This is a genomic window from Halopenitus malekzadehii, assembly GCF_900108505.1.
In the GTDB taxonomy this organism is placed as follows: Archaea; Halobacteriota; Halobacteria; order Halobacteriales; family Haloferacaceae; genus Halopenitus; species Halopenitus malekzadehii.
Genome location: NZ_FNWU01000002.1, coordinates 24125 through 38986 on the forward strand (window position 1 = coordinate 24125; position 14862 = coordinate 38986).

Below are 14862 nucleotides of genomic sequence, written 5' to 3' on the forward strand. Positions count from 1 at the left end.
GTTGATAGGCCTGTTCAGCCTGGTCGGTGACGGCGTCCCAGTCGTAGCGCTGGGCGCGTTCGCCTGGATAGATCTCCCGAGTGTATGCGACATCCTGGCCCCGAGCGCGGAGGTGCCCTCCTCGGGCACGTTCACATCGGCGAGAATCTGAAATACGACTACTTCGCTTCCTCACTCGACGGCGCCGCGTCCTCACCTCGGAGTTCATCAACGTGTTCGCGTGTTCTTCGCTCGCCGAGACGGCGCGTCTGCGCTGCGTCCCGCTCACGGTCCTCGAATGTGTCGTGGTGTTCGTAATAGTACGCAAGCGCGCCGAACAGGTCCGCCATCGAAATCCCATATTCTCCGGCAACAACGTATGGATCCTCCTCGATGTCGATCACTCGCCGCTTGATGTCTGAGACCGTGATCCGCGTGCCCTCCACCCGTGGCTCACCCGAGCGGATCGCGTCGTCTTGGACAATCGAACTCATACACGTATGTACGATGATGTCGGCTTAGTCCTTCGGGACCGTCGGTACGGTACTGTTCGAATACGTCCGGAGCCGGCGAAACGAGGTGGATGAAGACCCCGGAAGCTCCCGCGTGCTCGGTTGCCGAGACGACGTTTGCACACGAGCGAAGTGAGCGCGCGCAGCGAGTCGCAGGCACCGAGCGCGCGGGGGCTTCCATTCCCGCCCGACGTGTATTCTACGTTCAGCAATCGCGTATTCGAATACTATCCTACTTCGTCGGTAGTTGAATGAATGCCTCCTTTATAAGGATCACGCAGCTGAATCACGGTGGGCTGTACGAGCTGGTGGCTGATCCGCGGAAAGAATAAATACATAGAGACGGGGGCCGTCGACGATTCGAATTGATTATTCAAATACGGGACTGTCAAATGTCACGAGAAACATCTTTTTGAACTTCAATACCGATCAGAACATATGGAACAGCGATCTGGGAACCGTATCCTCCTCTGTTCGGATTATCTTCCTCCAAGTGACGGTGGTGTTGAGCAGGTTGTACAGAAATTAGCGCTTCATCTCGTTGACGAAGGATGCGAAGTCGGGGTCTTCACGTTAGACGACGGGGCCCGAGATTTTGAATTGCAGGATGTTCCCGACGTTTCATTCCACACTGCTTCGGCTCTTGATCTCACCGACATTATTGGGTTACAGAGTATGTTCTCGGTCTCTGCTTTGAGTGAGTTCAGAAGGGTTCTTCGAGAGTTTCAGCCGGATATCGTACACGCTCACAACCGATTCTTCTACACCTCCGTACTCGCTGCGGTCTACTCAATCTGTGCAGATTACAAACTGGTGACTACGCTTCATCTCGGTGATATCGGAATGATATCCGGTTTCGGTGGTGTCGCAGCGAAGACGTTCGAGCAGACAATAAGTCGGTTCGTGATCTCTCGGAGCGAACAGGTGATCTGTGTAAGTGCTGCTGCCGAGTTGATTGCGCAATCACTTGGGGCGAATCGAACGGTGGTAATTCGGAATGTAGTTGACATTAACGAATTTTCACCGAATTCAATAAACGGGAAGTCACTATTGTATATCGGTCGGTTTGTTCATAACAACGGCATCCAGGATCTACTGACCGCACTCCCGTCGATTCTGGACTCGCATCCAGATGCGGAGATCCATCTTGTCGGAAGTGGTCCCTTGGAAGAGGAAGTTTTGGCAACGATTGAATCGTCTGGTCTCTCTGATTCCGTGACCACCTACGATTACGTTGATGACATCTCTGAGATGTATGATCGTGCAAGCGTGTTTTGTCGGCCCTCCTACTCCGAGGGACTACCCCTTACGATGCTTGAGGCAATGGCATCCGGTGTCCCGCCCGTCGTTACGGCTATTGCCGGCGTCCCTGAGGTTGTCACCGATTACGAAACAGGCGTTCTTCTGGAGCCTGGCAATCCAGACGAAGTGGCACAGGCAGTTATCGAACTGTTTGACGACGCCGAGTTACGAGCGAGACTCGCAAAGAATTCCCGTGAATACATCACTGAAAACCTCACGTGGGAGCAGCGGACGGAAAAAGTGATAGAGGTCTACAGTCAGGTGACTACTAATGTCTGATCGACTCGCTAGGACGATGAATAGTCGCGTTCAGTGCTATTTCGGGGGAATCCTCGAATGAAGATTGCTCACGTCTACGACGAACACTACCGCGTTAGTCCAGAGAAGGGTTCTGTCGCAAAGGTGATTTATAACCTTGCGACAGCACAGGTAGAACTCGGGCACGACGTTACTGTACTTGAACGACAATGGTCTGGGCTACCACAACAGGAGAAACAAGACGGAGTTCAGTTCACCCGCTTTCCGCTCTCCATTGGGTCTGATGTTGAAGGTGAGGAGATACCCTATAAGCAGATAAAGAGTCCCACTGGAATCCTGACTATGCTCTTTGATCGGTTTGAACTTGCGCTAAAGCTTCGGAGACACTTCAGGCAGACTGATTACGATATTGTTCACTTTCACGTCCCGTTTGTTGCGAACATCCTCATACACATTTATCCTACAATCAGAAGTAGAGCCGCATATACTGCCCATGTGGGCGAGGAGGACATACGTTTCGGGCTCTCAAGGGAAGGGCTTATCTCGTATCTTCTTTCGATTTTTTCCCCGGATCTCCACCTAATGCGACGTGCGGCTGCTTCTAGTGTTCTGAATGAACGACTAGCGGAAGAACTCCCTCTAAACGATATTGAAATCATTCCGAACGGTGTAGACGTTACTGAATATACTCCTGAGAACACCAACCTTGTCGATGTGAGATCTGAATTCGGTATTGAGACACCGTTTGTCCTTTTCGTGGGAACAATCACACCACGCAAGGGCCCTGATATTCTGCTTGACGCCATCAAAATACTTGATGAGAATGGTACTATTGGCGAGTTTAGCTTCGTATTCGCTGGAAACCAAGAGATTGAAAAGGAGTTTACGGCCGAGTTAGAAGAGCGTGCAGAGAATTTAACGACAGAGATCCATTTTCCAGGGTTTGTCACCCTCGAAGAGCTAAAAGCACTGTATGCCTCCTGTGATATCTTCACACTTCCATCACACGAAGAAGGAATGCCAATGGTCGTTACTGAAGCGATGGCTTCTAAAAGTCCAATCGTGGCTACAAACGTATCAGGAATCCCCGAACAAGTTTACGAAGAAGAGAATGGTTATCTTGTTCCGCCAGACGATTCTATTTATCTCGCAGATAAAATTGGTTATTTAATAAATGACAAAGATAAGCGGATTCAAATGGGCGAAAAAAGCAGAAAATTTACAATAGATGAATTCAGTTGGGAATCAATCGCCGAGAAGTATCTTATTCTATACAATTCAGAAATCATTTAACTCTATATTTGGTACTGCAGTCCCAGTTCACAACCGGATTATGGATACCTCGATCTTCCGGTGACATTAGAAATTCCATCAATCCACCCTTCTAGAAGCGGCTTGAGAGATTCAGTCTTACTGTTATATATAAGAAACCCTACCCGCCAAATCAGCCAGGCATGATAAAATATCATTGATCCTGTCTCCCGATTTTGTGGGAAAGACCGTAAGAAAAGAATGCTGTTTCTCACCATATAGTATGTTGGAGTTGGACCATGAGCACTATCCGAACCCTCTGATACTTTGTGATATATTAACGTATCTGGGAGGGTAGCTATCTTATATCCATTATTTCTCAATACTGTACAATAATGGCGGTCTTCTGTATAGATGAAATACTTCTCTGGTAGTAACCCAATGTCTCTGAAAACCTGGGCTCGAAAAAGAGCACAACAATATGGGACAGTATCATTCTCTAAGATGGTGAACTGCTCTTTGGACGATGTATCTGTTATGTGATCGGTGATGCCAGTCCTCCAATTTATTTTTCCTTGAAGAAACCAAGTTTTATCGGTACCAGGATAATGGTTTATTTTTGGGGTAACAATACCGATTTTTTCATACTGATTTAAAATTGTCACTAACTTGTGAAGGATATTTTTATCTGGGAATAAGATATCATTATTTAAGACCCAGATGTAATCTGCTCCTCTTTGGAGAGCCTCTCTGATCCCCGCATTTATTCCGCCGGCAAACCCTCGATTTGAATCTAGAAATATTGTTTCGATATCCTCAAATTCTTCATCTAGCCGCTCCCCCGAACCATCAGATGAGCCGTTATCAACGAGTATTGGAGATATATTTTCATAATCGATTTCTAATAGAGATTCGATGCAAGATGAGGTATCCTCATAATTATTCCAATTTAGTATAATTGGGATAACTAACTGGTTGGTCATAAGGGGGCCACCATATTACTTAAAAACGATAGATTAGGTGTCTTACAATTCATAATAACCCCAGATCAGTGGGAATTATATCTCCACCTGCCATATAGTTTGGTATTGAACCAGACGTCTTCATCATTTCGCAATATGTAGAAGATTAAACCGGATGAATATAAGAGGGTGGGGTCATACTGTGTTTCCAAGAAGATACTCAAAATATGTCAAGTATCAATACAGCTATAATTGGTTATGGAGTTGCTGGTAAAACAATCCACCATCCGATTCTTAACTCCCATCCTGAAGTTAACCTCATTGCGATCTGTGACAGGGATACATCTCGGTTACGGGATGTGAATTCGGAGTCAATTGAGACATTTTCTGATTTAGAGAATATGCTTGACTCCCAAGAAATAGACTCTGTTCATATTTGTACACCCGCTCAGACTCACCTCCCTGTTCTGGAAACAGTTCTTGAATATCGTATCCCTGTTCTTATTGAGAAACCTGCTGCTCCAACTACTAGTGAAGTTGAAAAAATGGAAAAACTCGCGTCAGACGCTAATACGACTGTATCAGTTGTCCATAATAAGTTATTCACACCTTTTGCAGAAAAAGCACGCCGGTCAATTCAAAATGGAGAGATTGGGGACATTGTCTCTGTCTCTATGATATTTTCTGAGCCCCGTGACCTTACCGAGACTGAACGCGGTGAGTGGGTTTTCGATCTGCCTGGCGGCGAGATTGGTGAAGGTTTCGTACACCAAGCGTACCTCCCTCTTGCTTTCGTAGACAGACTGGGTGGGATTAAAAACATCTCAAAATATAATTTCAAAGGGTATGCAGACCCGATTGAATTCGATGGGGTAAGCATAGAAGCTAGTGATAGATCTGGAGACATATCAATCACAATCAAAATACATACGAATTCAGCTTCACGAGACACTTTACTTATCCAAGGCACAAAAGGAGATATAGAGATTGACTTCATGAAGAAAGATATGTACCTAAACGACACATTCTCAGACGGAAATGCTGTAAATGCTAAGGATTTCCTAATTAATCACCTTCGATTAATTGGCCAACTAACTTCAAATGTGCTTCAAGAAGGAGCAGATAAATTACGATACGAGCTACTGGATGCAAACCCATATGAATCGGAGGGTCATTACCGGCAGATCACTCAATACGTACAATCAGTCAAGAATGGTACTCAACCACCTGTCACACTAGAGGATGCCCATAATTGCGTACAGCTTCTTGAGGAACTCGAAAGATAGTCCAAATATAAACTGATTTTGAGGGCGTTCCCCGACCTTATGCGCCGAGGGCGAAGCCCGACGCTACCTTATGAAATTATACTTACAATAATCTGTGGAGTCATTTTTCGATACGGAAGCACGTTATTCGACTCGCAAAACCACTCAAGGGTTTCGCCAGGTGGCGGGTATACTCACCGACTTAGATATTGATAGATTCCGAGCGGACTGATTTTATCCAGTGGTGAGCGGATTCTTGCACGAAGCTCATCAAGCGTTCCGAAGTACCTATTCCCGAGTGCAGATCTCAATTGTCGCCAACACTCCTCTATTGGATTGAGCTTCGCCATCCTAGTGAAGCCAACGATCTCTACTGCCCACCACCTATGGCGGCACTATACGACCTCTAGAGCGTGGGGTTCACGGTGTGAGGGAGTTACTGCTCCCACACGACCGGTAAGGGAATACGGAGGAAAGTAAATTCACTTGTAGCCATTTAGCTTTCCGTCTTGGGGAGAGGCCAAACGGCGAAGCCCGCGTCACTGTCGCGGGATACTCCATGAGGTCTACGTTCTCGGACACAACATTGTTGGCAAGTTGAGGATGGCTCGAACGATTTGCTTGATCGTTACTGACTAAGTTGGGCAAGAACTCATCGACAATGATGGACGCTCTGAGAAACGGTGTGAGTTTGATTAAATGGGATGCCTCGTTTTGACAGAAGTTACGGTTGCTGGCGAAATGGAGCTCTCGCAAGAGCGAGAACCGACTTCATATTCTTCCGTATGAAACGTATTAACAATTTCAGTTCTTCCTCAATCCTACGGCGTTCGGAAATGTTGTTCCTAGTTAGCGAACCAGATGAAAATACACGAAAAAGTGTGGAGAACCCTCTATCTAGAATTATGTATTTTAATGGTCGTCACTCAAATCGGAATATAACTCTATTAGATTATTACAGATTATATCCCAAGACAGTTCTGACTCGACTTTCTCAGTAATGGCCTGTTCCATATTCTTCTGCGTTCTTGATGAAGAGAGGATCCTGCAGATACCCTCACTCAGTAAGTCCGGTTCATTTGGCGGAACGATAATTCCCGTTTCGTGGTTATCTACTGCTTCGGGGAGACTTCCCACGTTTGTCACCACAACGGGTGTCTTAAACTGATATGAAATAGTAAGGACACCACTTTGGGATCCACTTGTATACGGTAGTACTACGATCTCCGCATTTCGGAAAAGAGGTCCAACCCTCTCATCTGGAATAAATTCATTATAAATAGTAATATAGTCTTCCTTCAAAAGATTGTCTGGCATATATGAGTCAATATCTCCTTTCCCGGCAATTGTAAAGGTTGCTTCCGGACAACGGTTACGTATCTGGGGTATGGCCTTTGCAAGAACACTTATCCCCTTGTAGTCTGCCAGAAGCCCAAAAAAGAGTACATTATTATTGGGCATTGAATCAGTATCTTCTCCGTTATCGACTTCTTCGTAGTAGCGATATGTTCCATGACTAATCACGACGACCTTATCTTCTGGAATACCGCGCGATAATAATATCTCTTTCAAATAATCTCCGTGTACAATAATTTTGTCAGCATATCTTCGCATATGACTTTTCGAAAAAGAATAGATGTTAGTACGGTCGTATAAGGTCACGTCGTTCACTTCCTCTGGCTCATGATCAGTATATAGAATCGGATACTCAGAGATGAATGGTAACACGGGATTTAGCCAAAGAAAACCCTGTGTGATGTGGATTACATCTGGGTCGATTGTTTTTATCTGTTTTATAATACGAACATAGGTTAATGGGTTAAGACACCTGAGGAGTGTTTTGAGGTTGGTTGATATCCCGATCGGATTTATATAAATATTTTCATCGAAAAAGTCTTCGTTCAGATTCCGCTGAGCAACAATTGCATGTACATTATGGCCCTTATCTGCTAGTGAATGTGCGATCTCAGCTGCATAGAGCGGAGTGCCCGACAAGTGGAAAAGCAGTATTTTCATAGTAGAGAATCCTTCACAGGTTTAATGGTCGTTTCGGAATTGATTACGCTTAGGACTGTGCCCGTTCTAGTAGAATCTAGAAGTCAAAGACAAGAGGATGACGGATACACTCTCAAATTGAGAAAACAAGGACTTCATCATCACGGTAAAGATACCTGATAAGAGAAGGATGAATATATTACAACTCTCGCAGACAACAATCTACCCCCCTAAGAGTGGAGGCGAACATCGAACCCATGGATTAGTAACTTCATTTCCTGACCTGGGTCACACCGTTCAAAGATATTGTGTTGGTGGTCTCTTTTCGAATCATTCTTTCCCCGAGATCGAGTCAAAAATACAAATTTCTAGAAACTACACTGAAATACGGCCTATATGTCCCCTTTATGACCTTCCGAGCATTCCTGCATCAGTATTAGAAGTACCTGGGACGTGGACAGGACCAATATTAAAAGTGTTTCCACAGCAAGAACTAATTAACCAGATAGAAGAAGCGGATGTAATCCTTGCTGAGGGACCTCATTTGGTTCGTCCTGCTGTGCAACTTAGCGAGAATAGTGTCATCTTGTATTCAAGCCATAATGTGGAAATAGATCGTTGGAGCCATTTACAGAATACCTATCTTAAAGATAGATACTATAACTCTCTTAAGAAGAGCGAATCATTTGCCGTATCGGAATCTGACGGGGTAATATGTGTCTCGGAACAGGATCTCCAGCGGTTCTCTGAAATATATGGATCGGTGTCTAATCCTGTGATCGTTCCGAATGGAACATACGAGTCAAATATTCATAACAACGTTGATCGGTCAAGTTCTAATGTGCGGAAAGATCTTGGTATTGATTTAGATCAGACCGTCGCTCTATTCGTAGGGAGCGATTATGGCCCGAACGTGGATGCTGCTCGAAAAATTGTAACGTGGTCTGAACAAGCATGTGATGAAAACCAGGATATCCATTTCCTTCTTGTCGGTAATGTAGGGAATAGAATTGACGCTGATAATAACCATCTAACTGTAACTGGTTTTGTTGATAATATCGAACCAATGTACGCCTGCGCCGATATTGCATTAAACCCAATCACAGATGGTGCGGGTTCCAATATTAAAATTATTGACTATCTTGCTCGGGGTCTCCCCGTTATATCAACTCCGTTTGGAGTACGCGGATTTGAATTTGAAGAGAATACCATTATTATTAATGAGATCGAGTCGATATATAACCGGGTTAAAGAGTATGGCTCCGGCAGTAAGCAAATACAACAAAGAAAGATACAAACTGTTGCCTCCAAATACACTTGGCACACCCTATCGAAGAAATTGTTGTCATATTTAGGTGAGAATTTTAATGCTGAATAAAAAATTGGACCTCATCGTAGCGAATTGCGCCTTTGTTATTGGGATTATTGGCGTAAGAGTTCAATCACCTGGTTTGTTGGGTGGTTCTTTGATTGTTCTTTCAACTCTATATTACCTTAACGCATCAACATATCATCTGGGCGGAATTGTACTTCTCTTAGTGCTTATGGCGCCAATTAATTCCTCTGGTTGGCTTTATGGGATTGATTCACATACTGCAGCTGCGCAATCAAAAGCAATAATGGGTGGTTGGCCTCTTACTGGTTCAAATTTAGGCGGTGTTGGAACTGGCTATCCCATTCTATACTTCCTTGCTTCTATAGTATCTATTATAACTGGGGCCGGACTTATTCCAGAAACATCGAATCAACTTCTTACGTCACAGTTACTCCCTATAATATTCGTGTTCCTTGCGGTCTCTGTGGCGGCCTTCTATTCTAAGAGATTGATTTCGGAGTCATCTCTATCGATATCCAACGGAGGAATTATAATCGCTCCTATACTTTGTTGGACTCCAATGTTTATATTCCACACGGTTTTCCAACGCAGATCTCTATCTATATTATTATTGGTTTCTACATCCGCACTTCTAATGCGTTATCACAAGAGCATAGACAGGCGATATCTCCCTCTATTAATTGTTCTTATTATATCAACAATACTCACAAATCACCTATCTGGGTTTCTTTTGCTCCTCCTCGTTGGTAGTCAATTTGCACATATAGTTGTTAAACACTGGGACAATTTGCGTAACAACCTTATGAGGTATTCCCTGATTCTCCTCATAACTTTATTAATTCACCAATTATGGTCTACATTCGCGGGATATGGGGGAGAATATACTCTTGTAGGATTTTTCCAATTAAGATTGATCGAAACGCAAGAAATTCTCGCGTCTCTAGGGCTTGCTCCAAAATTACACTCCGCAGTTTTCCCAAACCAATCGTCACCTTCATCCCTGGTTTATTTCAGGGAATTTATAGCGAGGTGGCTATTCCAGGTATTACTCGCAATTGGAATTTCCGCATCATGCATCTATTCGATACGGAGAGACAAAGACGATTATAGAATTCATATATTTTATCTTGGGATACTTGTTGCTACCTCTGGTGTTGCAGCTGTGATCATCAACCGTGTTCCTAGTATAACAATTTTTGAGATAAACCCGATGCGGGTATTCACAGTCTTTGTATTGGTAGCTGGTGGAGTTGCAATGCATGGCTACGTAGTTTTAGATCGAATTCTTCCGTCTCGACAGATTTTTACTAGAACTGCTATACTTTTGTTCATAGTCTTGGGGGTGATAATGGTCCCTCCGCATTACATCTCCTCTACTCCACCGGACTATCAAAGTGGAAGTTTGGATCCCCGAATTGGGCCCAGATTACATTCTTTATCAGACTTTACGGAAGAATATGGAGAATATAATCAATTGATTGGAGATGTAATTGTCCGTGCTGCGATTCAACCTAAGACTGGTCAGGAGGTGAATGGACATCACGATGAAATTCGGTCCGGTACAATATCGTCAAATTCAGCAATAGTACTAACGGCCCAGAATCGGTATGTCTATTCAGCCAGGTATCAGAAATCGGGAAACCAATTCATTACAATTAATCCCTATAATATATTTAATAAATTCAATAAACATAATAGGATCTATGATAATGGGGATAACTATGTTTATACGAAATGACCATAGCCCATATAATAATCTGTTTGTTAGTATGAAACGGTATATCGTCTTGTGATTAACTACTTGGAGTACCTACCGACGTTCCTCTGTAACGGGCGTCACCTCTAATTCTGACTATGCGAAGAGTTCATCAACTTGTGACGCTGGCCAGGGTGGTCGTCTTTCACAGTGTATCCACCCTAGTAATCGCTCTTGGGTAGAGGATTGATGGTCGGATCTCAGCAATAGCTGGAAGTCACAGCGGGCACGGGCGGCGCGGACGCGCTACCCGACGAAATATGTTCCCGTTGAGGACGTTCGTCTCGGAGCGTCGTGCGGCGAATTTGCTGGCACAGATTCGCTGGCGTGATGGCGTCTATTACCCGCGCTGCCGTGTCAAATCGATAATTTGGTATGCAGCTATCAGGTTTTTCAGCGGTATCTGTGTGAGAATTGCGGACGGAGTTTCAGCGACAAGACTGGCATAGTTTTTGAACACTCGGCAGTAGCGCTCAGAAAGTGGTTTCTTGCTGTCTACGCCTACATCCGATTCAACACCAGCCTTCGGCAACTAGACGTTGAAATTGACGTGTCGTTCAATACGGTGTATCGGCGCGTCCAGCGCTTCCTGCGGGCACTGGACGTGCCTCGAATCACACTGCAAGACCGGTTGAGGTTGATGAGTTGTACGTGAAAGTGGGGAGAAAAGGCGCGAGCGCGACAGACGGTCGCGCTCACGTGGCCTGTCCACACGCGGACGTGGAACGTATCTGGAGGATAAGCCACCGGTCTTCATCATTGCCGACCGCGGGAGTGGAGAGACGTACGTTCACCCGGTGAAAGCCGCCGAGGAATCGACGATACGACTCCTGCTTGATGACCACCAGCAGGAGTCATTGACTGTCTCGCGGACGGCTTTCGAGCCTGCGAGCCACTGGAAGCGGACGACGCCTTCGACCGACAGTGCGTCGTCCACGGCGCGAGAGAATACGCTGATGAAGAGGTGCACGTCAACACCTGCGAGAGTCACGCCTCGCTGACGCGACGGTGGCTCTCGTCACATCGAGGAATGTCTAAAGACAACCCACACCGTACGTGAGAGCCTTTCAGCTACGACAACGCTTCGAGCCAAACTCGGGGATGCAGCGCTCAAAACAATCCTCGAAGCTGCGCTATGATACCACCAACAATCACTTACCCAAGAGCGTATGGAATTTTCTTCAAAACGACCGGCTTGGTCGCACTAAACCACCATCCTTAGTAGAATCCTTTCTCTTGGACTAAAATATGACGGATATTGATCCACTAGTACCACAACTTCGGGCAGAGGTTAAGAATCTAGACCCGAGCGTTAGAAGTAGATTTTTAGAATATCTCGATGTACACGAATCATATTTTCAGGGAATTGTCGCTGCTGTAACTAATAATATTGATGGAAGAATCCTGGAAGTTGGATCAGTACCCTGCCATATAACATTCCTATTAAAAGAAATAGGCTATGATATTAAAGGATTGGACATTGACCCATCAGTCATCGAGGATTTCATGGAACGAAATCAACTAGAGATCTACCAATGTGACGTTGAGAGGGATAAATTTCCAGCAGAAGACAATTCATTTGATGGAGTGATTTTCACGGAGGTACTTGAGCATCTTCATATAAATCCGATTCATACTTTTGAGGAAATTAAAAGGGTATTAAAACCAAATGGGAAACTTATCCTTACTACCCCCAATGTACTTTCTTTCTCCAATCTTTATTCTCTCCTTACAGAAGGAATCATAGTAGACCCATATGAACAATTTATGAAGTTAGAAAAAGTTGGTCATATGGGCCATATTCGAGAATACACAGCAGGTGAAGTAGGGTCTTTACTGGAGAATACTGGGTTTACCGTCGATTCACATAGTTATATGAACTGGATGGATAAGACCTGGAGCGAGAGGTCATTAAGTTCTAACCTTGCTATACTATCATCTAAAATCCTACCAATTGGGAGGTTTCATTTGTTTATTGCCAGTTTATAATTTCTATGAGGGAATTCGTTCTGGATTCTGAATGTGGATTTATCACCTGCGCCTGTAGGCGGTGATTGACCTCAACTGAAAGGGCAGGAGGATTGTGGGCGTAGCCGGCCAAGCGATGTATCCGATACTGCGCACCACTATAAAACATAGCTCCGATACCGCGTGCTTGCATCTAGTGTAATCATAGAAAAGCGTATAGTCTTCGAGAAGGAACTCAACTCATTCCTCAACCAGAACGGCGTTACCTACGATGGCCCTTTGTGAAGCGATGACGGGCATTAATTCCTGTGAACTTACTCCCAGGGTTATGTAGCGTGAGTTTCCTGTTCACTGATATACGCCTAATCCCCAGTCCGGCTCAACCCCGACATTCGGAAGCGGATCGGCAATTCCCTGCGGATTACTCAGATGGCACGTCACGCAAGATAACCAATCTCCTTTAACCGCTTTTTGGCATCCCCCGATATATCAGACGTAGCGGCAGGCTTTTCCTCAACAATAGGTTTCCTTTGAGACGAATCAATCTCAACCCAGGGGACCTCGACAATTTCATCGAGGTGGACGCCCCAAGGGTGTCCATAGATATCGATCAAATCAAGCGATTTTATTAATGGGGCACCCATCGCATTCCCGTGGTCCGACGTCAGGACTGATTTTCCTGGGAGTTCATCCCCCAGTTTGTAAGCCTTCGGGATAACTTTGCGGTGGTTTTCAACGTAAGCGTTCCATACCTCATCTGGGTCATATATCCCGTCTCTCACCATCCGCCAAGGATTAACATCCTCGTGTCGCTCATCCCCCTTGGCATCCTTCCGGAGTTCCTCAACGGACCCCCCAATATTGCTTCCCAAGAATGGATAGTGGGGTTGGAGGAAATGCACGACAAGTCGTTTCTCGGGGTATCGTTCCCCGATCTCCAAGGACTTCTCAACGACCGTGTCTGGAAGAACAGTCCCCTCTTCATCGTCCCAATCCGAGTCCCAGAGTGTGACGACGTTATGGAAGGTGTCGAGTTCGTTATCGTCAATCGACGGGTTTGCAGATATATAGACAGTATCGTTAAACACGCCACGGAAATTCTTTTCCATAAATTCACCGGTGCATGCCCCCCTTGAGCGCCTTTTCTTAACAGGAGTAGAAATAGAGAGATCGTTAAAAACTTCTTTTGTAACGTCAAAACGTGCTGCATCAAGAATTAGTAGGTTATCCCAATCTTCTTCAAATACAGAGACACCGCCATCATTTCGGATGGTATTGAAGTAGAATCCTACTACTTCTTTCCCAATCTTCCATTTCCACCAATCAATATTCTTATGCTTCCACTCAACCATAAGGAAGAATCAGTCATTCAGCTTATTAAGCTTTCCCAGACTCGCTCACATCCTGGACTTTGTGGACGTGGTTAAGGACGACTTCGTAGTTTCGCTCAAAGTCAACAGCGGTCTGAGCAGTCGGCCCAGATTGGTTTTTCTCTACGATATAGAATATTTTGGCCCTGTAGCTTCGGTACACGCCAGTTGATTTCACGGATGTCTCACGCTCTGGCGGAGATTGTAGACGGTGACTTTGAGGATCATCCGGAACTCCAGCCAACTTCGCGCACGCACGCCTGAGTCGAGCGTGCGCTTGATGTGAGTGACGATTATACCGATAACGGTCTATGAGAGCGTTATGATCATACTCGGCGGGTTTATGATCCTGCTCGGCGGACGCAGCGAGATACGCACGCCACGTCGTAGTCGGAATCCGTGCAAACCACGTGCGGAGAACGGTGTAGTGAGGAAGCCGCGTGAGGCCGATCTCGTCGAGGAGGCCGAGCATCTCGCTGAGCAAATCCACCGTAACGCGGTAGGATTTGCCAGCCCGATATGAAGTGTATGGAGCGTGAGCATCGCCCACTCAGTGAACCCGCCACCCCCTTCGGGGTCGGCGGGTTCGTCCGAGATAGCGACAACTGATTAAGCCTTCACCACCGTAACACGTGTGAAGAGACGGATTTCGGATGTCAAACCAATCTGTCTCTTCGCTTTCTACCGAGATAGCGCAGTCGTAGCCCTAGCGTCTAGTGAAACTACAGAGCCGAAAAATTAGGACTACAACATTCGACAGAAGTTGTACCACACCTTAACATTCATATCAGTAAAACTCCCTCAGACGCGCGGTGGACGTGATTAGCGTGGTTACCGCAATCATCACTAAGACATTCACCAGATTATTCCAGTTCCGATTCAGTCCTGAACTGCTAAATTTGACCGAC

Annotated in this window: 10 protein-coding genes and 3 pseudogenes; 7 read left to right on the top strand and 6 right to left on the bottom strand. The window is 45.4% G+C overall.

All coding sequences use genetic code 11. From position 1 onward, the window contains the following. Nucleotides 1–158: 158 nt before the first annotated feature. Nucleotides 159–473: a DUF433 domain-containing protein gene (locus BLW38_RS05545; protein ID WP_092815753.1), complete on the bottom strand. Its 315-nt coding sequence runs from the start codon at nucleotides 471–473 to the stop codon at nucleotides 159–161. Between the two features lie 456 nt (nucleotides 474–929). Here BLW38_RS05545 and BLW38_RS05550 point away from each other — a divergent pair, with 456 nt between their 5' ends. Further along, the gene (locus BLW38_RS05550; RefSeq protein WP_092815756.1) at nucleotides 930–2072 is read left to right on the top strand and encodes a glycosyltransferase family 4 protein; all 1143 of its coding nucleotides are present in this window, start codon (nucleotides 930–932) and stop codon (nucleotides 2070–2072) included. Nucleotides 2073–2129: 57 nt separating this feature from the next. Continuing rightward, the gene (locus BLW38_RS05555) at nucleotides 2130–3344 is read left to right on the top strand and encodes a glycosyltransferase family 4 protein (protein ID WP_092815759.1); all 1215 of its coding nucleotides are present in this window, start codon (nucleotides 2130–2132) and stop codon (nucleotides 3342–3344) included. Nucleotides 3345–3382: 38 nt separating this feature from the next. Here the strand turns inward: BLW38_RS05555 and BLW38_RS05560 are convergent, their stop codons facing one another. Further along, nucleotides 3383–4285, bottom strand: a complete 903-nt coding sequence (locus BLW38_RS05560; RefSeq protein ID WP_092815762.1) for a glycosyltransferase family 2 protein — start codon at nucleotides 4283–4285, stop codon at nucleotides 3383–3385. 206 nt (nucleotides 4286–4491) lie between these two features. On the opposite strand from BLW38_RS05560, the gene BLW38_RS05565 reads away from it, so the two are divergent. After that, nucleotides 4492–5550: a Gfo/Idh/MocA family protein gene (locus tag BLW38_RS05565; protein ID WP_092815765.1), complete on the top strand. Its 1059-nt coding sequence runs from the start codon at nucleotides 4492–4494 to the stop codon at nucleotides 5548–5550. A 173-nt stretch (nucleotides 5551–5723) separates the two neighbouring features. Here BLW38_RS05565 and BLW38_RS15680 read toward each other — a convergent pair. Together BLW38_RS15680 and BLW38_RS05570 are read right to left on the bottom strand one after the other, a co-directional pair. Further along, nucleotides 5724–5885 (bottom strand): annotated as a pseudogene (locus BLW38_RS15680) (IS630-like element ISHwa16 family transposase); the annotation flags it as partial. A 556-nt stretch (nucleotides 5886–6441) separates the two neighbouring features. Beyond that, the gene (locus BLW38_RS05570; protein WP_092815768.1) at nucleotides 6442–7545 is read right to left on the bottom strand and encodes a glycosyltransferase family 4 protein; all 1104 of its coding nucleotides are present in this window, start codon (nucleotides 7543–7545) and stop codon (nucleotides 6442–6444) included. A 454-nt stretch (nucleotides 7546–7999) separates the two neighbouring features. On the opposite strand from BLW38_RS05570, the gene BLW38_RS05575 reads away from it, so the two are divergent. The 4 genes and pseudogenes from BLW38_RS05575 (at nucleotide 8000) to BLW38_RS05585 (ending at nucleotide 12605) form a co-directional block, all read left to right on the top strand. Next, nucleotides 8000–8902: a glycosyltransferase family 4 protein gene (locus tag BLW38_RS05575; RefSeq protein WP_177167441.1), complete on the top strand. Its 903-nt coding sequence runs from the start codon at nucleotides 8000–8002 to the stop codon at nucleotides 8900–8902. Beyond that, entirely contained in the window at nucleotides 8892–10598 is a 1707-nt protein-coding gene (locus tag BLW38_RS15685; RefSeq protein ID WP_143040803.1) for a hypothetical protein, read from the top strand. The genes BLW38_RS05575 and BLW38_RS15685 overlap by 11 nt, the downstream gene beginning before the upstream one ends. A 278-nt stretch (nucleotides 10599–10876) precedes the next feature. Next, nucleotides 10877–11755: pseudogene (locus BLW38_RS05580) on the top strand (IS1595 family transposase). Nucleotides 11756–11864: 109 nt separating this feature from the next. Further along, nucleotides 11865–12605: a class I SAM-dependent methyltransferase gene (locus BLW38_RS05585; protein ID WP_092815774.1), complete on the top strand. Its 741-nt coding sequence runs from the start codon at nucleotides 11865–11867 to the stop codon at nucleotides 12603–12605. A 416-nt stretch (nucleotides 12606–13021) separates the two neighbouring features. Here the strand turns inward: BLW38_RS05585 and BLW38_RS05590 are convergent, their stop codons facing one another. Together BLW38_RS05590 and BLW38_RS05595 are read right to left on the bottom strand one after the other, a co-directional pair. Beyond that, a complete protein-coding gene (locus BLW38_RS05590) occupies nucleotides 13022–13936 on the bottom strand; it encodes a hypothetical protein (RefSeq protein ID WP_143040804.1) in 915 nt (304 codons plus the stop codon). 192 nt (nucleotides 13937–14128) lie between these two features. Then, nucleotides 14129–14614, bottom strand: a pseudogene (locus BLW38_RS05595) (hypothetical protein). Nucleotides 14615–14862: the final 248 nt, after the last annotated feature.